This window comes from Streptomyces sp. 11-1-2, from assembly GCF_003595545.1.
Taxonomy (GTDB): domain Bacteria; phylum Actinomycetota; class Actinomycetes; order Streptomycetales; family Streptomycetaceae; genus Streptomyces; species Streptomyces hygroscopicus_B.
On record NZ_CP022545.1, the window covers coordinates 1588252 to 1609339 of the forward strand.

The window sequence follows — 21088 nt, forward strand, 5'->3', positions numbered from 1 at the left end:
GCCGGGCGTGCGCGGTACGGCTCCGGGGCGTGCGCGATGCCCCTGTGGACGCCTCCTGGGCGCGGGAGCCGCTCAGCGGCTCCGGGGCGAGTGCTCCTGCGGGCGCAGCAGGAACCGCTGCGTCTTACCGCTGGAGGTCTTCGGCAGCTCGGCCACGAAGTGGACGTTCCGCGGATAGGCGTGCTTGGCGTACCGCTCCCTGACCAGCTGCTGCAGCTCGGCCGCGAGCGCGTCGTCCGCCTCCGTCCCGGGCCGCGGCACGATGAACGCCTCCACGACCTCGCCGTACTCCTCGTCCGGTACGCCGACCACGGCGGCCTCCGCCACCGCGGCGTGCTCCAGCAGCACGGTCTCCACCTCGAAGGGGCCGATGCGGTAGCCCGCCATCAGGATGATGTCGTCGCCGCGCCCGGAGAAGAACAGATCGCCCTCCTCGTCGCGGGAGGCGGTGTCACCGGTGTAGAACCAGTGTCCGTCGGGGCTGAACTTCTCGGCGGTCTGCTCGGGGGCGTCGCGGTAGCCCTTGAACCACATCAGCGGGCTGTTCTCGATGTCCACCACGACCCGGCCGGGGATGTCCACGCGGGCCAGCGCGGAGTTGGTGTCCTCGCGCAGCACCTTCATCCCCCAGCCGGGCAACGGACGGCCCATGGAGCCGGGCTTGATGTCGTCGCGCAGGGCCGGGTGCCAGGCGTGGGCGATCACCATGCCCAGTTCGGTCGAGCCGTAGTGGTCGCGCACGGGAACACCGAGCGTCTCGAGCGCCCAGTCGACGACGTCCGGGGGCAGCGGTTCGCCCGCCGCGGAGCAGCAGCGCAGCCGCAGGTCGCCGGGGGCGGGGATGCCGGAGGCGCGCAGCTTGCGGTAGACGGTGGGCCCGGCGGCGAAGTTGGTGACCCCGAAGCGGGAGAGCACCTCCCAGGTGGACTCCGCGGAGAACAGGCCGTTCAACAGCAGTGCGCGCTGCCCGAGGGCGAGCGGCCCGATGAGCGCGTAGTACAGGCCGTACGCCCAGCCTGGGTCGGCGGCGTTCCAGAAGACGTCGGTGGGCCGGTGGTCCAGGCCGAACTGCTGGTACATCGAGAAGCCCGCGACAGCCCGCAGCGGGATCGGGACGGCCTTGGGGGTGCCCGCGGTACCCGAGGTGAACAGCTCCACGATGAGCCCGTCGCCGCCCACGGCCACCGGTTCGGGCAGCGTGGCGTCTCCCTCGGCCAGTTCCGCGAAGGACAGGTCCGACCCGGTGACGGGCCCGGTGGTGACGATCCGCCAGGGGCGCTCGCCGGGGAAGCCCGACTCCGGGTCCAGCTTGGGGCGTTGGTCGGCGTCGCTGATCACGACCTTGGTGGCGTTGCCCGCGATCCGCAGCGCGATGGCCGGCGGGGCGAACGCGGTGAACAGCGGCACCTGGACGGCCCCGAGCCGCCAGATCGCAAGGCTCGCGACCAGCAGGTCGGCGGATTTGCCCATCAAGGTGGCGACGCGGTCGCCCACTCCGACTCCCAGGGCGGCCAGGGCACCGGCCATCCGCGACGAACGGTCCCTCAGCTCCCCGTACGTCATGTCGTGGCCGGTCAGGTCCTTGCCCACCACCGTGAACGCGACGGCGTCGTCCGGGTGCCTGTCGCACAGCAGGTACGCGGTGTTCGCCGCAGGCTCACCGAAGGTCTTGAGCAGGTCAGCCATGCGCTGTTCCGGGCTGGTCAAGAGGGCTCCTAGTGCTGGTATCCACGAATCGCGCCGGACGGGAGCCAGGGTCGGTGCCCGGCTTCGGGCGAGCGCGGACGCACCTCGGGGGCGCGGACGCATCTCGCCTTCCGGGGTGGGCTGTTCCCGGGTTGCGCTGAGCCGTAGTCCCAGGCGGCAGCTCCCGTTGGCCTGTACACGCTATCGCGCTTTCCCACCGGTCCGGCAGCCGTCCTCCGGTACCGGGACCGGGACGACCTCCGCGAGCCGGAGCGGAGCCGATGCGGGGCCCGGAGCGGAACCCGGGGCGGGACCGGCGGGCGGCGGTCCCGGCCGTCACCGACGCACTCTGGCGCCCCCTCTTTCCCCGCCTTACCTTGGGGCAGCGGTAGGCATACCGCTCGTACGGCTTGTCATGTCTGAAGTCCGAGACGCCCGACACGAGGTGAGCCTTGTTACTCCCCCGAAGACCCGTCGGCCGGTTGACCGTCGTCGCCGCGGTCCTCGCCACCGCGGCGGCCATCGCCGCCGGACCCGCGCGGGCCACCCCCGATGACTTACCGGCGGCCGGTCCCGCCCGGCCGTCGCTGGTGCGGCCGATCGACCCGCAGCAGTGGCGCAACCCCGACGACATGACCTGGGCCGACTACCGTGCGGTCCCCGGAACACGCTGGGCGGACCCCGACGTCAAGCCCACACAGCGCACCTTCAAGGGCGCGCTGGTGCTCCTGGACTATCCGGACGAGGAGTTCACGGTCAGCCGCCCGGCCGGATCCACCCTGTTCGGCAATCCGCAGGCCAGTGCCTCCGATATCCCCCGCGCTCGCCTCCCGCGCTTCTACCAGGACTTCCTCAACACACCGGGGCCGCTGAACAACGGTCACACCATCAACGAGTACTGGATGGAGGACTCCGGCGGCCGCATCGGTGTCGATCTGACCGCCTTCGGTGTGTACCGCATGCCGGGCAAGTCCTATCAGTACGGCATCGAGGACTCGATGAACCCGGGCGCCTGCCCGGCCGGGGACACCTGCGACCAGGACATCCGGGCCGACGGCAAGGCCGCCTGGGTGGCCGATGCCGGCGCCGACAAGGCGGACTCGTTCGACTTCGTCTTCTATCTCACCGCCGGGCAGGACGAGTCGTCCACCTGGCAGGAGTTCGGCCAGATGAAGTTCCCGAGCGCGGCGGACATACCCGCCGCCTGGGGGCCGCCGGCCACCGCGGGCGACAACTCCGCCCGGACCCGCTACGTACCGTGGACGTCCTGGCAGTCCGCCGCCCGTATCTGGCCCAACGCCGCCGACGGGTCGTCGGTGCAGGCCGAGAGCTCCGGCATGGCCGTGTACGCCCATGAACTCAGCCATATCCTGGGCATCGGGGACAACTACAACAACCCGTACGGCACCCCCCTCAGCCGTTCGTACACCGGTATCTGGGGCATGCTCTCCCGCGGTTCGTTCAACGGCCCCGGCGGGCCGCACACCCGCTGGCAGATCCCCGCCACCGCCGGTGGCTCGATGGGCTCCCAGCATGTGCTGCGCGACAAGCTGAAGCTCGGCATCGTCGACGAGAAGAACGTCCTGCGGCTGGACCGCGACGCCCTGAAGAGCTCCGGCCTCGTCGTCGCCCGGGTCACCGCACGCTCGGCGCCACCGGGTGAGAAGGGGCTCTCCGGGGTCAACATCGCCCTGGGCCACGATCTCTCGCCGTCCTGCGACAACGCCACCGACCCGCTGTGCGACGGCGGTGGCTACGACAACTACACCGTCGAGATCGTCGACCGCATGGGCATGGACTCGTTCACCCCGGATCACGGGGTACTGCTCACCAAGACGAAGAACAAGGACCGGGCCCCGTTCGCCTGGGTGGTCGACGCGCACCCCGAGGACATCGACCTGGTGGACTTCCGGCGCCCCGACGGCACCACCCAGAAGATCACCATGGGCGACTACCGGCAGCTCAGCGATGCGCTCTTCCACGCCGGAGCCGACTCCGGCAGCCAGTACGAGTACCTCGACCGGGCCAACCGGCTGCACTTCTATGTGCTCGGCCTCAAGCGCGACCGGTCCGGAGTGCTCTCGTACACCATCGCCGTGAAGTCCCTCGACGGCGCGGGACCGCAGCGCCGCGGACTGGCCCTCCACCGTGGCGAGGCCAAGGGGGACGCCACCCGCTCCCGGGCCGTGTGCACCTTCGGCCTCGACAACACCGGGCGCGCTACGGGCGACCGGGCCGATGCGGCGGCCACTTCGGTGGACTCGGATGTCTACCGGCTGTCGGCGAAGGCCGTGGGCCGGGGCTGGTCCGCCTGGCTGCCCAACCGGCTCGCCACCGCCAGGGCCGGTGGATCGGTGGATGTCGAGGTGGCCGTGGCCGCGAAGAAGGGCGCCACGCGGCAGGGGGCGGTCGTGCTCAGTGCCCGCTCCGAAAGCGATCCGCACCGCACCGCCAAGGCGCTGTGCCGGCTGACGAACCGCCGGTAGGGCGATGGGTGACAGGTGAACGTGTGAAACGGGTGACGGCCCGCCGGCATACGGCGGGCCGTCCCTGCTCTGCGGGCCGTCGGTGCTCGGTGGCCCTACTCCGTCTCGTCGGCCGCGGTCTGGATCGGCACCCGGAGGGTGTCGGGCTCGCAGCCGGCCGTACCGGCGATGATCCGCGCCGCCCCCTTGGTGAGCGGCACCAGGCTCTGCTCGTCCACCTTGTCCGGGGTGTCCCGCGGATCGAAGATGTACATGGGCGTGGTGATCAGCTGCACCAGCGGCACACCCGTGTAGTAGAAGTAGGCGCCGTCGGTGGCCGGGTTCGGCGCGAAGGCGGTCGGCGACAGGATCCACGAGCGGCGCAGGTCCTCCGCCGCGAGGGACTCGGCCACCAGCTGCTCCAGCTCGGGCGCCTGGGTGGTGAACCACCAGCGCACCTCGGGGTCGTCGGTGGGCACCACCTCCCCGTCGACCACCACCGCCTGGCGTGCGGCGTGTTCCAGATGCATTTCGAGGACGACCTGGGGAAACAGCTCGGGATGCGCCGCGATGAACGCCTGTGTGCCCGCGGCGCCCGCCATATGGCCGGACGTCAGCACGAACAGCATGTTGTGCGGTCGCAGGTCCTGGGGCACCGACGCCCAGAACTTGGCCTGCGCCAGGACGAGCGCGACCCCGGAGGCGTCCTCCACGGCCGATGCCCAGGGGCCGTCGTGGTGTGAGCCGATGATCAACCAGTGGTCGGAGGCGCCGGGCAGTGTGCCCACCACATTGTGGGTGGTCTCCTCGGTGATGGTGGCGTCGGAGACGATCCGGCCCTCGCACTCCCCCGATGCCATCAGCTCGCGGACCCGCTGCCCGTCCTGGCCACTCAGCCAGATGCCGGGGATGGGGCGCCGTTCGGCGTCATAGGGCCAGTAGAAGTCGCTGGTCTCCCAGGGCAGTCCGGTGAGCAGGCCGACGTAGGCCGTGGCACCGTCCTTGATGGCGATGTCGAAGTCCAGCACATGGGGAAGGTCGAACGGCACGGTCTGGACCAGGTCGGGGAACACGCCCTCGGGGTCGTAGGAACCGGTGGCCCGGGCCTGCACCTCGGTCTGCGGCAGCCGCGTGAAGCCGATCTCCTGGACCGCGATGGAGCCCCGCACCTCCCCGTCCTCCATCCGCACCAGCCGACCCTCGGTGCCCTCGGTCGGGGTGGTGTACGGCAGGGCGAGCCCCTCGAAGCGGATGACCTCATCGGGGCGGCCGGTGGGCCAGATCTCGAAGGCGGCGGACCGCGGCCGCCAGATAGGCGTGTCCAGCGGCTCCAGCCGTACGTCCGCCAGCCCGGTCTCCCGGAACTGTTCCGCGGCCCACTCCTCGGTCCAGCCGTCGGCCGGATAGCCCGCCCGGCGAATGCCCTGGCCGACGATCAGTTCGATCCAGGCCATCATCTCCTTCGACGTGGGTGCCCGATCGAGGTACTTCTCCAGCGCCGGCCAGCCGCTCATCGTCATCCTCCTCATCGCCACGGTCCGGATTCATGCTCGACGGGCGGGCTAAAGCTGGGCTAACGCGAGCCCAGTGCGCCTCTTTTCGCGGGTCCCCCTCTTTCCGTATCGGTTCGTATCGATCGGGTCGTATCAGGGAGGAGGCCAAGCCGGGCGTTAGGCCCACTTTGGTGACGGCGCAAATGATGGTCGCCGTATCCGGACTGGCCGCCTGGCAGGTGATTCAGCCGCAGGTCAGCGCCCGATTGACGGTTGGGAGTCGAGTGTGCGCACCGAGAAGTCAGAGGAACGGGAACCGGATGGCACGGCCCGGCGGAGGAAGTGGATCCGGCGTGTCCCGGCCGGTGTCGTGGGCGTGGCCGCCGTGAGCCTGATCGCGCTCACCGTCTCCCCGGTGAACGCCGAGCCCGATACCAGAGCCAAACCGCCGCGCGACAGGAATCCGCTGCCCGCTCCTCCGCAGATCCGCGATCTCGACTTTCTGCTCGGCTCCTACACCTGCGAGTACACCCCGCCGCCGGGTGGCACGGCGGCGGTGCTGAAGCTGACCACCAAGCGGGCGATGGGCGGACATTACTTCTACACGGACGCCACCCTCGAACCCGGAAACGTGGTCGGCCGTTCGACCTTCGGCTGGAATCCCGTCGACGGGAAATTCATCAACCAGTACCACGACAACTGGGGTTCGTCCGGAAACTACACCTCGTCCGGTTGGAAGGACGGCCACCTGATATTCAAGGGTCCCCTCACCCAGGTGATCACACCGAATGCCACGGGACAGACATCGGGCGTGAAGCTGGACCTCATGGATGACTACCAGGTGCTCGGTCGAGGGCATTTCAAGAACTCCACGAGCTTCACCTTCCCCGACGGAAGTGTCTTGCACGGCAGTTACGACTGCCGCCGCCAATAGCGTTCAGCGTTCCGGACCGAGGGAAGTGGGGGTGGCCGACCATGGCGAGCAATGAAGAGAAGCTGCTCGACTATCTGAAGCGGGTGACGGCGGATCTCCGTCAGACCCAGCGCCGTCTCAAGGATGTCGAGTCCGCGGGGCATGAGCCGGTCGCGATCGTGGGAATGTCCTGCCGCTTTCCCGGAGGCGTACGGTCCCCCGAAGAGCTGTGGGAACTGGTCGCCACCGAGCGGGACGCCATCTCGGAGCTCCCCACCGACCGCAATTGGGATCTGGAGAATCTCTTCCATCCCGACCCGGAGCACCCGGGGACGAGTTATACGCGTGAGGGCGGCTTCATCGACGACCCCGCGGGATTCGACGCCACGTTCTTCGGCATCAGCCCCCGCGAGGCTCTCGGGATGGCCCCGCAGCAGCGGCTGGCCCTGGAGGCGTCCTGGGAGGCCATCGAGCACGCCGGTGTCGATCCGGAGTCGCTGCGTGGCAGCCGGACGGGCACCTTCATCGGCTGCGATCACCTCGACTACTGCTCCGACGCCTCCCAGGTGCCCGAGGGCTCGGCCGGCTACTTCACCATCGGCAACTCCGCCAGTGTGGTGTCCGGCCGGGTGGCGTACACCCTCGGTCTGGAGGGCGCCGCGGTGACGGTGGACACCGCGTGCTCCTCCTCCCTGGTCGCCATGCATCTGGCCTGCCAGGCGATCCGGCAGGGCGAATGCGATATGGCGCTGGCCGGGGGCGTCGCCGTGATGTCCTCCACGGCGCCGTTCATCGGCTTCAGCGAGCTACGAGGGCTCGCCCCGGACGGCAGGTCCAAGGCGTTCTCGGCCAACAGCGACGGTATGACACTGGCCGAAGGCGTGGGCGTCCTGCTGCTGGAGCGGCTGTCGGACGCGCGCCGCAACGGCCACCAGGTGCTGGCCGTGATCCGGGGCACGGCGGTCAACCAGGACGGCGCCAGTAACGGCCTGACCGCGCCGAACGGGCCGTCGCAGCAGCGGGTGATCCGGCAGGCGCTCGCCAACGCCCGGCTGTCACCGTCCGAGGTGGACGCGGTCGAGGCGCATGGCACGGGGACCACGCTGGGTGACCCGATCGAGGCGCAGGCGCTGCTGGCCACCTACGGGCAGGAGCGGGACGAGGGACGTCCGCTGTGGCTGGGGTCCATCAAGTCCAACATCGGGCATGCGCAGATGGCGGCGGGTGCGGCCGGGGTCATCAAGATGGTGATGGCGATGCGGCATGGGGTGCTGCCCGCCTCGCTGCATATCGACGAGCCGACACCCCATGTGGACTGGAACGCGGGCGATGTCCATCTGCTGACCGAGGCGCGGGAGTGGCCGCAGGGCGAACATCCACGCCGGGCGGGGGTCTCCTCGTTCGGCATCAGCGGGACGAACGCCCATCTGATCCTGGAGCAGGCCCCCGAGGAGGCCGAGACGGCGCTCGGGGGCCTCGGGGCGGAGCCGGTGGCCGCCGGGGCGGAGCCGGTGGCGGGGGTACTGGTGGCCGCCGAGGCGGAGCCGGTGGCGGTGGAACCGGTGGCCGCAGAGGCGGAGCCCGTTGCGGTCGCGGTGGAGCCGGTTGCGGTCGCGGTGGAGCCGGTGGGCGGGCCGGTGCCGTGGGTGGTGTCGGCGCGCGGTACGGAGGCGCTACGGGGCCAGGCCCGGGCGCTGGCCACACGCGTGAACGCCGACCCGGGGGTGAGCGCTGCGGAGGTGGGCTGGTCCCTGCTGCGGACCAGAACACTCTTCGACCACCGGGCCGTGGTGATCGGCCAGGACCGTGCGGAGCTGGTGGCGGGACTGGAGGCACTGGCCGCCGGAAAGCCGCATCCGGGCCTGGTGCACTCCGGACAGGCCGCCGAGGCCGTCGTCGGGCAGACCGTGTTCCTCTTCAGCGGGCAGGGCAGTCAGCGCCCCGGGATGGGCGCCGAACTCTACGACCGCTTCCCCGTCTTCGCGGCGGCTTTCGATGAGGTCTGCGGTCTTCTTGATCCGCATCTGGAGCACCCGCTGCGGGAGCTGGTTTTCAGCCGCGACCCCGCAGACGCGGCGCTGCTGGACCACACCACCTACGCCCAGGCCGGACTGTTCGCCCTGCACATCGCCCTGGCACGACTGCTCGACTCGGTCGGAGTACGCCCCGACGCCGTCATCGGACACTCCATCGGCGAGATCGCCGCCGCCCACATCGCCGGAGTCTTCGACCTCCCCGACGCCTGCCACCTCGTCGCCACCCGCGCCACCCTGATGGGTGGGCTTCCCGAGGGCGGAGGCATGGCCACCATCGCCGCCACCCCCGACGAACTCACCGAAGACCTGGCCCGATACGACGGCCACGTGGGCATCGCCGCCCTCAACACCCCCGGCAACACCGTCATCTCCGGCCCGATCGACCTCGTCACCGACATCAGCAACTCCTGGGCCGAACGTGGCCGCAAAACGCGCACCCTCACGGTCAGCCACGCCTTCCACTCCCCCTTGATGGACCCCATCCTCGAGCCCTTCAAGGAGGCAATCAGCAGGCTGACCTACCACCCGCCCACCATCCCCCTCATCAGCAACCTCACCGGACAACCAGCCGACAACCACATCGCGACGCCCGACTACTGGACCCAGCACATCCGCCAACCCGTCCACTTCCACCCCGCCATCACCCACACCGCACCCCACACCAGCACCTACCTCGAACTCGGCCCCGACCCCGTTCTCGCCACGGCAACCCAGCACACCCTCCACCACCACACCACGACCAATAGCGAGCAGAACAACGCCACCGACCGGCCGACACCGCTGATCACGTCCGCCCTCACCCGCAAGCAGCCCGAGGGACAGGCCCTCACCCACGCCCTCGCCCGGCTGCACACCGCCGGTGTCGAAGTCGACTGGACCAGTCGGTTCCCCGTCGAACCGGCGCCCCAGGTGGTCGGGTTGCCGACGTATGCCTTCCAGCACCAGCGCTTCTGGCTGGCCCCGCCCGCCGCCCGTACGAGCTTCGAGGGGACTGCGGAGGACCCGGCCGAGGCGCAGCTCTGGCATGCCATCGAAGAGCTCGACGTCGACACCCTCACCAGCACGCTCCAACTGGAGAAGGGCAGCCCCGGCATCGACGCCCTGCTGCCCGCGCTCCCCGTGCTGTCCGCCTGGCGGCGTCAGCACCGTGAACGCTCCACCATCGACTCCTGGCGCTACCGGGCCACTTGGCAACAGCTCCCCGACGCGGCCACACCGGCCCTGACGGGCACCTGGCTGATGGTCGTCCCTGCCGGGCAGGAGGAGCACGCGACGGTCCGGGTCACCGTCCAGGCGCTGCGGGCGCACGGCGCCACGGCGCTCCCGTTGGCGGTCGACGCTCATGACGTCGACCGCGCCGCGCTCCGCGAGCGCCTCGGTCGGCTGACCGAGGAGTCCCAGCCCGCCGGAGTCATCAGTCTGCTCGCCCTCGACCAGGAACCGCTCGTCGGCCACTCCGCGGTGTCCGCCGGGCTCGGCGCCACCGTCGCTCTCCTCCAGGCTCTCGGTGACGCCGACATCAGCGCGCCCCTGTGGTGCGTTACGCAGGGCGCCGTGGCCACCGGTCGCAGCGACCTCCTCCCCCATCCCGAGCAGTCGCAGATCTGGGGGTTCGGCCGCGTGGCCGCGCTGGAACATCCGCAGCGCTGGGGCGGACTCATCGATCTGCCCGCCACCATGACCCACCACACCGCGGGTCGGCTGGCAGCCCTTCTCGTATCCGGGCAGCCCGAGGACCAGGCCGCCATCCGCACCACCGGAACGTACGCGCGCCGCCTCACCCGTGTGCCCGCCGTCGACCCCGCCCCCGCCCCCGCCCCCTGGGAGCCGTCGGGTACCACGCTCATCACGGGTGGCACCGGGGGGCTCGGCGCCCAGATCGCCCGCTGGCTGGCCCACCGGGGCGCGCCCCATCTCCACCTCATCAGCCGTTCCGGACCCGACGCGCCCGGCGCGTCCGAGCTCAGCGAGGAGCTCAGCGCTCTGGGGACAGACGTCACCATCACCGCCTGCGACGCCTCCGACCGCGACGCGGTCCGGCAGCTCATCGACACCGTCCCCGCCGAACACCCCCTCACCGCCGTCTTCCACACCGCCGGCACGATGGAACTCGGGCAGATCAGCGAGCTGGACCCCGGGCGGTTGCAGTCCGTTCTGCGGTCCAAGGCCCTGGCCGCCGCTCATCTGCACGACCTCACCCAGCACCTCGATCTGACGGCCTTCGTTCTCTTCTCGTCGAACGCCGCCACCTGGGGCAGCGGACAACAGGCCGCCTACGCCGCCGCGAACACCTACCTGGACGCGCTCGCCGAACACCGCCACACCCGGGGCCTGCCCGCCACCAGCCTCGCCTGGGGCCCGTGGGGCGAGGCGGGCATGGCGGCCGACCAGCACACGCTCTCCCACCTCAAGCGGCGCGGTCTCTCGCCGCTCCCCACCGACCTCGCCATCGCGTCGTTGCATCACGCCCTGACACACCACGACACCGCCGTCACGATCGCGGATGTCGACTGGGCGAGGTTCGGCGGTACGTTCACCGCGCAGCGCCCGAGCCCGTTCCTCGCCCGTCTGATGCCGTCGAGCGCGGAGCCCGCCACGCCCACGGACACCGCCGACGACAATCCGTTGCGGCAGCAGCTCAGCGCGGCGCCGGCCGCACAGCGGCACCAGATCCTGGTCCGCCATATCCAGACCCTGGCCGCGACGATCCTCGGCCACTCCGGTCTGGACGCGATTCCCCCGGCGCAGCCCTTCCAGGAGCTGGGTTTCGACTCCCTCACCGCGGTTGAGCTGCGCAATCAGCTCGCCGCCACCACGGGCCTCCCGCTCGCCCCGGCGCTGGTCTTCGACCATCCGACGCCGAATGCGCTCGCCACCTATCTGGGCACCGAACTGACGGGTCAGAAGGCCGCCATCACCAGCCATACGGCGTCCGCGGCCGCCGACGACGAGCCGATCGCGATCGTCGGCATGGCCTGCCGCTACCCGGGCGGCGTGCGCTCACCGGAGGAGCTGTGGGAGCTGGTCGCCGCGGGTCGGGACGCCGTCGGGGAGATGCCCACCGACCGTAACTGGGATCTGAACACCCTCTTCGACCCCGACCCCGAGCGTCTGGGCACCAGCTATGCGCGCGAGGGCGGCTTCCTCCACGACGCGGCCGGGTTCGACGCGGCGTTCTTCGGCATCAGTCCGCGCGAAGCGCTCGCCATGGACCCCCAGCAGCGCCTGCTCCTCGAAACCGCCTGGGAGACCTTCGAGAACGCGGGCCTGGACCGGGACACGCTCGCCGGAAGCGTCACCGGCGTCTTCGCGGGCGGCACCTATCAGGGCTACGGCGCCTCCGGAAGCTCCTCGGCACGGGAGGTCGAGGGGTATCTGCTCGCGGGCGGTACACCGAGTGTCATGTCCGGCCGGGTGGCATACGCGTTCGGCCTCGAGGGCCCTGCGGTGACGGTGGACACGGCGTGCTCGTCCTCGCTGGTGGCCATGCATCTGGCGGCTCAGTCGCTGCGGCAGGGCGAATGCACGATGGCCCTGGCGGGTGGCGTGACGGTGATGGCCACGCCGACCACCTTCATCGAGTTCTCCCGCCAGCGCGGTCTGGCGGCCGACGGCCGGTGCAAGCCGTTCGCATCGGCGGCCGACGGCACCGGCTGGGGCGAGGGTGCCGGGCTGCTGCTGCTGGAGCGGCTCTCGGACGCGCGGCGCAACGGCCACCGCGTGCTGGCCGTCCTCCGGGGCTCCGCGGTCAACCAGGACGGCACCAGCAACGGCCTGACCGCACCGAACGGACCCTCACAGCAGCGGGTCATCGGCCAGGCGCTCGCCAACGCCCGGCTGTCGCCAGCAGAGGTCGATGTGGTGGAGGGGCACGGCACCGGGACCACGCTCGGCGATCCGATCGAGGCGCAGGCGCTGCTGGCCACGTACGGGCAGGAACGGGACGAGGGACGTCCGCTGTGGCTCGGCTCCATCAAGTCCAACATCGGCCACACCCAGGCCGCCGCCGGCGTGGCCGGTGTCATCAAGATGGTGATGGCGATGCGCCACGGGGTGCTGCCCGTCTCACTGCACATCGACGAACCGACACCCCATGTGGACTGGAACGCGGGCGATGTCCACCTGCTGACCGAGGCGCGGGAGTGGCCACGGGACGAACATCCACGCCGGGCAGGGGTCTCCTCCTTCGGCATCAGTGGGACCAATGCGCATGTCATCGTGGAGCAGGCCCCCGAGGAGCCGGTGGCGGTCGAAGCCGTCGCGGTGGAGCCGGTGGGCGGGCCGGTGCCGTGGGTGGTGTCGGCGCGCGGTACGGAGGCACTACGGGGCCAGGCCCGGGCGCTGGCCACACGCGTGAACGCCGACCCGGGGGTGAGCGCTGCGGAGGTGGGCTGGTCCCTGCTGCGGACCAGAACACTCTTCGACCAGCGGGCCGTGGTGATCGGCCAGGACCGTGCGGAGCTGGTGGCGGGACTTGAGGCACTGGCCGCCGGAGAGCCGCATCCGGGCCTGGTGGGGCCAGGGGAGACGACTGGCGATGCGACCGGGCAGACAGTGTTCCTCTTCAGCGGACAGGGCAGCCAGCGCCCCGGCATGGGCGCCGAACTGTACGACCACCTCCCCGTCTTCGCCGAAGCCTTCGACGAGGTCTGCGGCCTTCTCGATCCCCACCTGGAACACCCCCTACGGCAGGTGGTCTTCGACCCCGACGCGGAGCGTGCCGGGTTGCTGGACCACACCACCTACGCCCAGGCCGGACTGTTCGCCCTGCACATCGCCCTGGCACGACTGCTCGACTCGGTCGGCGTACGCCCCGACGCCGTCATCGGACACTCCATCGGCGAGATCGCCGCCGCCCACATCGCCGGAGTCTTCGACCTCCCCGACGCCTGCCACCTCGTCGCCGCCCGCGCCACCCTCATGGGAGGACTCCCAGAGGGCGGAGGCATGGCCACCATCGCCGCCACCCCCGACGAACTCACCGAAGACCTAGCCCGATACGACGGCCAAATGGGCATCGCCGCCCTCAACACCCCCGGCAACACCGTCATCTCCGGACCGATCGACCTCGTCACCGACATCAGCAACTCCTGGGCAGCCAAGGGCCGTAAGACCAAGACACTGACAGTCAGCCACGCCTTCCACTCCCCCTTGATGGAACCCATCCTCGAGCCCTTCAAGGAGGCAATCAGCAGGCTCACCTACCACCCACCCACCATCCCCCTCATCAGCAACCTCACCGGACAACCAGCCGACAACCACATCACCACCCCCGACTACTGGACCCAACACATCCGCCAACCCGTCCACTTCCACCCCGCCATCACCCACACCGCACCCCACACCAACACCTACCTCGAACTCGGCCCCGACCCCATTCTCACCACCGCAACCCACCACACCCTCCACCACCACACCACCGAAAACCCCACCGCCCGCCCAACACCCCTGACCACATCCACCCTCACCCGCAAGCAACCCGACACACAGGCCCTCACCCACACCCTCGCCCAACTCCACACCGCCGGTGTCGAAGTCGACTGGACCAGCTGGTACCCCGCCACCCCCACCCCCCGCACCATCGACCTCCCCACCTACGCCTTCCAACACCAGCACTACTGGCTGTCGTCGGCTTCCTCCTCGGACCCGACGCCCACCGAGGCGGCTCTGGTCGACAGGAAGTTCTGGGAGGCAGTGGAGCGCGAGGATCTGGAAGCCCTGGCGGCGACCATTGATTCACCGGCGGACCAGCAGCCCATGCTGGGCGCTGTTCTCCCGACGCTCTCCGCTTGGCGGCGGCATCACCGGGAGCAGTCGGTCATCAACTCCTGGCGATATCAGACCACCTGGAAGCGCCTCTCCGCGCCGTCCGCGCCTCCGGCCCTCGCCGGCGCCTGGCTGCTGATCGTCCCCGCCGGTCAATCCGACCATCCTGCCGTGGCAACCGCCGAGGAGGCCCTGACCGCCCACGGCGCCACCCCGCGCCGCCATGTGCTCGACTCCCACACCGTCGATCGCGACGCGTTGGCGGACCACCTCACCCGCCTGACCGCGGAGGGCGAACCCTCCGGAGTGCTGAGCCTGCTCGCCCTCGACGAGGAGCCGCACCCCACATACGCCGCCGTGCCCTCCGGGCTGGCCGCGACCACCGTGCTCGTCCAGGCCCTCGGCGACGCCGAGATCCCGGCACCCCTGTGGTGCCTCACCCAGGGCGCCGTCGCCACCGGTCCCGGCGATCCGCTCCCGAGCCCGCGGCAGGCTCAGACATGGGGACTGGGCCGCGCCGCGGCCCTGGAACACCCTCGCCGCTGGGGTGGCCTGATCGACCTCCCGACCGTCATCGACCACCACACCTCCGACCGTCTGGCCGCCCTGCTCACCCCCGGCCGACCGGAGGACCAGTCCGCCATCCGCGCCACCGGCAGCTACGCCCGGCGCCTCCGGAGGGCCGTTGCCCCCACCGCTGCCCCCATTACCTGGCAGCCCACGGGTACCACACTCATCACCGGCGGCACCGGCGGTCTCGGCGCCCATGTCGCCCGCTGGCTCGCCCGCCACGGCGCACCCCACCTCCACCTCATCAGCCGCTCCGGACCCGACGCCCCCGGCGCCACCCAACTCGCCCAAGAACTCACCACCCTGGGCACCACCGTCACCATCACCGCATGCGACGCCTCCGACCGCACCGCACTCCAACACCTCCTCGACACCATCCCCGACCAACACCCCCTCACCGCCGTCATCCACGCCGCCGGAACGTCGGACACCGAGCTCATCGCCGATCTGGGGCCGGAGCGACTGCAGCATGTGCTCGGGCCCAAGGCCCTGGCCGCCGCTCATCTGCATGAGCTGACGCAGGGGTTCGACCTCAGCGCTTTCGTGCTCTTCTCGTCCGGCGCGGCCGCGTGGGGCGGCAGTCGGCAAGGCGCCTACGCCGCCGCGAACACCTATCTCGACGCCCTCGCCGAGCACCGCCGCGCCCGGGGGCTCCCCGCCACGAGCCTCGCCTGGGGCCCATGGGGCGACGCGGGCATGGCCGCCGACGAGACGGCGCTCGCGTTCTACGGCCGACGTGGGCTGTCTCCGCTGAGCCCCGAACTGGCCGTGGCATCGCTGCAACACGCCCTGGACCACCGTGACACCACGATCACCGTGGCGGACATCGACTGGGAGAAGTTCCCGGCGGCCTTCACCGCCCAGCGGCCCAGTCCGCTGCTCGACGACCTGACTACGGCCGCCGAGAACCCGACCGAGCGAACCAGCAGCGCGTCCACGGACCCCTCCACCGGCACCTCCCTCCAGCAGCGGCTCTCGGCCGGCACCCCCGAGCAGCAGCACCAACTCCTGCTCGAACGAATCCAGTCCCTCGCGGCCGCGATCCTGGGCCATTCCGGGCCGGACGCCATTCCGCCCGGCCAGCCGTTCCAGGAGCTCGGGTTCGACTCCCTGACCGCCGTGGAGCTGCGCAACCAGCTCGCCACCGCCACCGGAATCGATCTCGCGCCCGCGCTCGTCTTCGACCACCCCACACCCAACGCCCTCGCGACGTACCTGCGCGCCGAACTCACGGGCCAGCAGATCGCCGTCGCCGCTCACAGCCCCACCACGGCCGCCCAGGACGAGCCGATCGCGATCGTCGGCATGGCCTGCCGCTACCCCGGCGACGCGCACTCCCCGAAGGACCTGTGGGACCTGGTCGCCGCCCATCGCGATGCCATCGCGGAGATGCCCACCGACCGCAACTGGGATCTGAACGCGCTCTACGACCCCGACCCCGACCGCGCGGGGACGAGCTATGTCCGGGAGGGCGGTTTCCTCTATCAGGCGGCCGAGTTCGATCCCGGGTTCTTCGGCATCAGCCCGCGCGAGGCGGTCGCCATGGACCCCCAGCAGCGCCTGCTTCTGGAAACCGCCTGGGAGACCTTCGAGAACGCGGGCCTGGACCGGGACACCCTCGCGGGCAGCAACACGGGAGTGTTCGCGGGGGTGACATCGCAGGACTATCTGTCCCTCACCGGCGATACGGCGAGCGACGTCGAAGGCTATGTCGCCACGGGCAATATCGGCAGCGTGGTATCCGGCCGGGTGGCGTACTCGTTCGGTCTCGAGGGCCCTGCGGTGACGGTGGACACGGCGTGCTCGTCCTCGCTGGTGGCCATGCATCTGGCGGCCCAGTCGCTGCGGCAGGGCGAATGCACGATGGCCCTGGCGGGCGGCGTGACGGTGATGGCCACCCCGGGCGCGTTCATCGAGTTCTCCCGCCAGCGCGGTCTGGCGCCCGACGCGCGCTGCAAGCCGTTCGCGGCAGCGGCGGACGGCATGGTGTGGGGCGAGGGCGCCGGTCTCGTACTGCTGGAACGGCTGTCGGACGCGCGGCGCAACGGCCACCGGGTGATGGCTGTCGTCCGTGGCTCGGCGGTCAACCAGGATGGCACCAGCAACGGCCTGACCGCGCCGAACGGGCCGTCGCAGCAGCGGGTGATCCGGCAGGCGCTCGCCAACGCCCGGCTGTCACCGTCCGAGGTGGACGCGGTGGAGGCGCACGGAACGGGCACGACGCTGGGTGACCCGATCGAGGCGCAGGCGCTGCTGGCCACGTACGGGCAGGAGCGGGACGAGGGACGTCCGCTGTGGCTCGGCTCCATCAAGTCCAACATCGGCCACACCCAGGCCGCCGCCGGCGTGGCCGGGGTCATCAAGATGGTGATGGCGATGCGGCATGGAGTGCTGCCCGCCTCACTGCACATCGACGAACCGACACCCCATGTCGACTGGAACGCGGGCGACCTGAGCCTGCTCACCGAACCCGTCCCATGGCCCCAGGGCGAACGGCCCCGGCGGGCGGGGGTCTCCTCCTTCGGCATCTCCGGTACGAACGCCCATCTCATCCTTGAGCAGGCCCCAGAGCCGATCGAGCCCGCCCCGGTATCGAACGTCGCCGGGGTGGCTCCGTGGGTGATCTCCGCACAGAGCGAGGCGGCTCTGCGGGGCCAGGCGCGAGCCTTGACCGGGCACATCAGCAGCGACCCCGAGGTGACACCGGCCGAGGTGGGCTGGTCACTGCTGCGGACGAGGACGCTCTTCGACCAGAGGGCTGTGGTCATCGGCCAGGATCGCGACGAACTGGTGGCGGGGCTGGAGGCACTGGCCGCCGGGGAACCACATCAGAGTCTGGTGCACCCCGGAGAGACCCCCGAGGCGACCGGCCAAACGGTGTTCCTCTTCAGCGGGCAGGGCAGCCAGCGCCCCGGCATGGGCGCCGAACTCTACGACCGCTTCCCCGTCTTCGCCGAAGCCTTCGACGAGGTCTGCGGCCTTCTCGATCCGCATCTGGAGCACCCACTGCGGGAGCTGGTCTTCAGCCAAAACCCCGCAGAGGCGGCACTGCTGGACCACACCACCTACGCCCAGGCCGGACTGTTCGCCCTGCACATCGCCCTGGCACGACTGCTCGACTCGGTCGGCGTACGCCCCGACGCCGTCATCGGACACTCCATCGGCGAGATCGCCGCCGCCCACATCGCCGGAGTCTTCGACCTCCCCGACGCCTGCCACCTCGTCGCCGCCCGCGCCACCCTCATGGGAGGACTCCCAGAGGGCGGAGGCATGGCCACCATCGCCGCCACCCCCGACGAACTCACCGAAGACCTAGCCCGATACGACGGCCAAATGGGCATCGCCGCCCTCAACACCCCCGGCAACACCGTCATCTCCGGACCGATCGACCTCGTCACCGACATCAGCAACTCCTGGGCAGCCAAGGGCCGTAAGACCAAGACACTGACAGTCAGCCACGCCTTCCACTCCCCCTTGATGGAACCCATCCTCGAGCCCTTCAAGGAGGCAATCAGCAGGCTCACCTACCACCCACCCACCATCCCCCTCATCAGCAACCTCACCGGACAACCAGCCGACAACCACATCACCACCCCCGACTACTGGACCCAACACATCCGCCAACCCGTCCACTTCCACCCCGCCATCACCCACACCGCACCCCACACCAACACCTACCTCGAACTCGGCCCCGACCCCATTCTCACCACCGCAACCCACCACACCCTCCACCACCACACCACCGAAAACCCCACCGCCCGCCCAACACCCCTGACCACATCCACCCTCACCCATAAGCGGCCCGACACACAGGCCCTCACCCACACCCTCGCCCAACTCCACACCGCCGGTGTCGAAGTCGACTGGACCAGTTGGTACCCCGCCACCCCCACCCCCCGCACCATCGACCTCCCCACCTACGCCTTCCAACACCAGCACTACTGGCTCGCCCCGCCCGCTCCGCGCGCCAACGCTCATGCCAACGGCCATGACCCGGCCGAGGCCAGGCTCTGGGACGCCATCGAGGAGCTCGACGTCGATGCCCTCACCAGCACACTCCGGCTGGAGAAGGACAGCCCCGGCGTCGACGCCCTGCTGCCCGCGCTCCCCGTACTGTCGACCTGGCGGCGTCGACACCGCGAACGATCCACCATCGACTCCTGGCGCTATCGCGTCGCGTGGAGGCAGTTGCAGGACCCCGCCACCGCGCCAACGCTCAGCGGGACCTGGCTGCTGCTCGTCCCCTCAGGGCTGGAGGACCACCCTGCCGTCCACGCCGCCGTCCAGGCGCTCGACGCCCATGGCGCGGCCCATGAGCTTCTGTCGGTCGATGGCGCGGACGCCCGGCGCGATGCCCTTGCCCCACTGGTCTCGCATCTGCCCGACGGCAGCACACCCGAGGGCGTTCTGAGTCTGCTCGCACTCGACCAGACGCCCCACCCCGACCACCCGGCCGTCCCTCTCGGCCTGGCCGCGACGGCCGCGCTTGTCCAGGCCCTCAGCCGGACGGCGCTGGGCGCGCCCCTGTGGTGCGTCACTCAGGGTGCGGTGGCCGCCGTCGCCACCGATCCGCTCCCCCATCCGCACCAGGCCCAGATCTGGGGTATGGGCCGGGTCGCGGCGCTGGAACACCCGCATCTCTGGGGCGGTCTCATCGACCTCCCGGCCGTCGTGGACACCCGCACCGCCGCCCGTATCGCCGCCGTGCTGGTGCCCGGGCAGCCCGAGGATCAGGTCGCGATCCGCTCCACCGCCCTGGCCCGCCGCCTTGATCGCGCCGCCTGCCCGGACACCGCACCCACCGCATGGCGCCCCACCGGGACGACCCTGATCACCGGCGGCACCGGCGGTCTCGGCGCCCATGTCGCCCGCTGGCTCGCCCGCCACGGCGCACCCCACCTCCACCTCATCAGCCGCTCCGGACCCGACGCCCCCGGCGCCACCCAACTCGCCCAAGAACTCACCACCCTGGGCACCACCGTCACCATCACCGCATGCGACGTCACCGACCGCACCGCACTCCAACACCTCCTCGACACCATCCCCGACCAACACCCCCTCACCGCCGTCATCCACGCCGCCGGGGTCGCGGAGAACACCCCGCTCGCCGAGGTGGATCTGCCGGGGATCGAGGCGGTGCTGCGGCCCAAGGCGCTCGCGGCCGCCCTTCTCCATGAACTCACCGAGGATCTCGACCTCAGCGCCTTCGTGCTCTTCTCGTCCGGCGCGGCCGCGTGGGGCGGGAGCCGACAGCCCTCCTACGCCGCCGCCAACGCCTATCTCGACGCCCTCGCCGAGCACCGCCGCGCCCGGGGACTCCCCGCCACCAGCCTCGCCTGGGCACCGTGGAGCGATGCGGGCATGGCCGCCGACGAGGCCGTCGTCGAGTACTACCGCCGGCGCGGGATGCGTCCCCTGGACACCGATCTGGCCATCGCCTCGCTCCAGCACTCCCTCGACCACGGCGACACCACGGTCACCATCGCGGACATCGACTGGGAGAGGTTCCCGGCCGGTTTCACCGCACAGCGGCCCAGCCCGCTGCTGTCCGACCTGGCCGCCGCCGCGTCGCCAGGCGCCGATGCCGCCCCGGACGACGCCGCGGTCGTGAGCAGCTCGCTTCAGCGGCAGCTGGCCACCGGCACCCCCACCCAGCAGCATCAGCTTCTCCTCCATCACATCCAGACGCATGCCGCGGCGATCCTCGGCCACCCCACCATCGATGCCGTTCCACCCGCCCAGCCGTTCCAGGAGCTGGGATTCGACTCCCTCACGGCCGTCGAGTTCGGGCATCGGCTCTCCGCCGCCACCGGTCTCGATCTTCCGCCCACCCTGGTCTTCGACCACCCCACCCCCAAGGAGCTGGCCGACTTTCTGCGCGAGCGGCTCGTCGAGGGGGAGCTGAGCTCCGAGGGACATCTGCTGTCGGAGCTCGACCGGTGGGACGCGGTCTCGGCGCCCTCGACGGTGGACGAGGCGGCCCGTCGGCGGATCACGGGGCGACTTCGGCTGCTGCTGGCCAAGTGGAGCGACACGGAACGGGAAACGGAGCGTTCCGCGGCCCACAGCGAGCTCGAGACGGCGACGGCAGAAGACATCTTCGACCTCATCTCCGACGAGTTCGGAAAGTCGTGAGCCCGATGACCCCCATCCTCCGCG

At 70.6% G+C, this 21088-nt stretch carries 5 protein-coding genes; 3 read left to right on the plus strand and 2 right to left on the minus strand.

Annotation, left to right across the window (positions count from 1 at the left end):
* Positions 1-72 precede the first annotated feature (72 nt).
* Entirely contained in the window at positions 73-1707 is a 1635-nt protein-coding gene (locus CGL27_RS06540; RefSeq protein WP_119985212.1) for an AMP-binding protein, read from the minus strand.
* Positions 1708-2168: 461 nt separating this feature from the next.
* On the opposite strand from CGL27_RS06540, the gene CGL27_RS06545 reads away from it, so the two are divergent.
* On the plus strand, positions 2169-4172 hold the full coding sequence (locus tag CGL27_RS06545) for a M6 family metalloprotease domain-containing protein (RefSeq protein WP_240450373.1): 2004 nt from the start codon (positions 2169-2171) through the stop codon (positions 4170-4172).
* A gap of 95 nt (positions 4173-4267) precedes the next feature.
* Here CGL27_RS06545 and CGL27_RS06550 read toward each other — a convergent pair whose 3' ends face one another.
* Positions 4268-5665 (minus strand): M28 family peptidase, encoded by a 1398-nt coding sequence (locus CGL27_RS06550; RefSeq protein ID WP_078638917.1) that lies wholly within the window; start codon positions 5663-5665, stop codon positions 4268-4270.
* Positions 5666-6014: 349 nt separating this feature from the next.
* Here CGL27_RS06550 and CGL27_RS06555 point away from each other — a divergent pair, with 349 nt between their 5' ends.
* Both CGL27_RS06555 and CGL27_RS06560 read left to right on the plus strand, forming a co-directional pair.
* Positions 6015-6578 (plus strand): hypothetical protein, encoded by a 564-nt coding sequence (locus CGL27_RS06555; protein ID WP_240450374.1) that lies wholly within the window; start codon positions 6015-6017, stop codon positions 6576-6578.
* Between the two features lie 41 nt (positions 6579-6619).
* Positions 6620-21064, plus strand: a complete 14445-nt coding sequence (locus tag CGL27_RS06560) for a type I polyketide synthase (protein ID WP_119985214.1) — start codon at positions 6620-6622, stop codon at positions 21062-21064.
* The last annotated feature ends 24 nt before the right edge of the window (positions 21065-21088 follow it).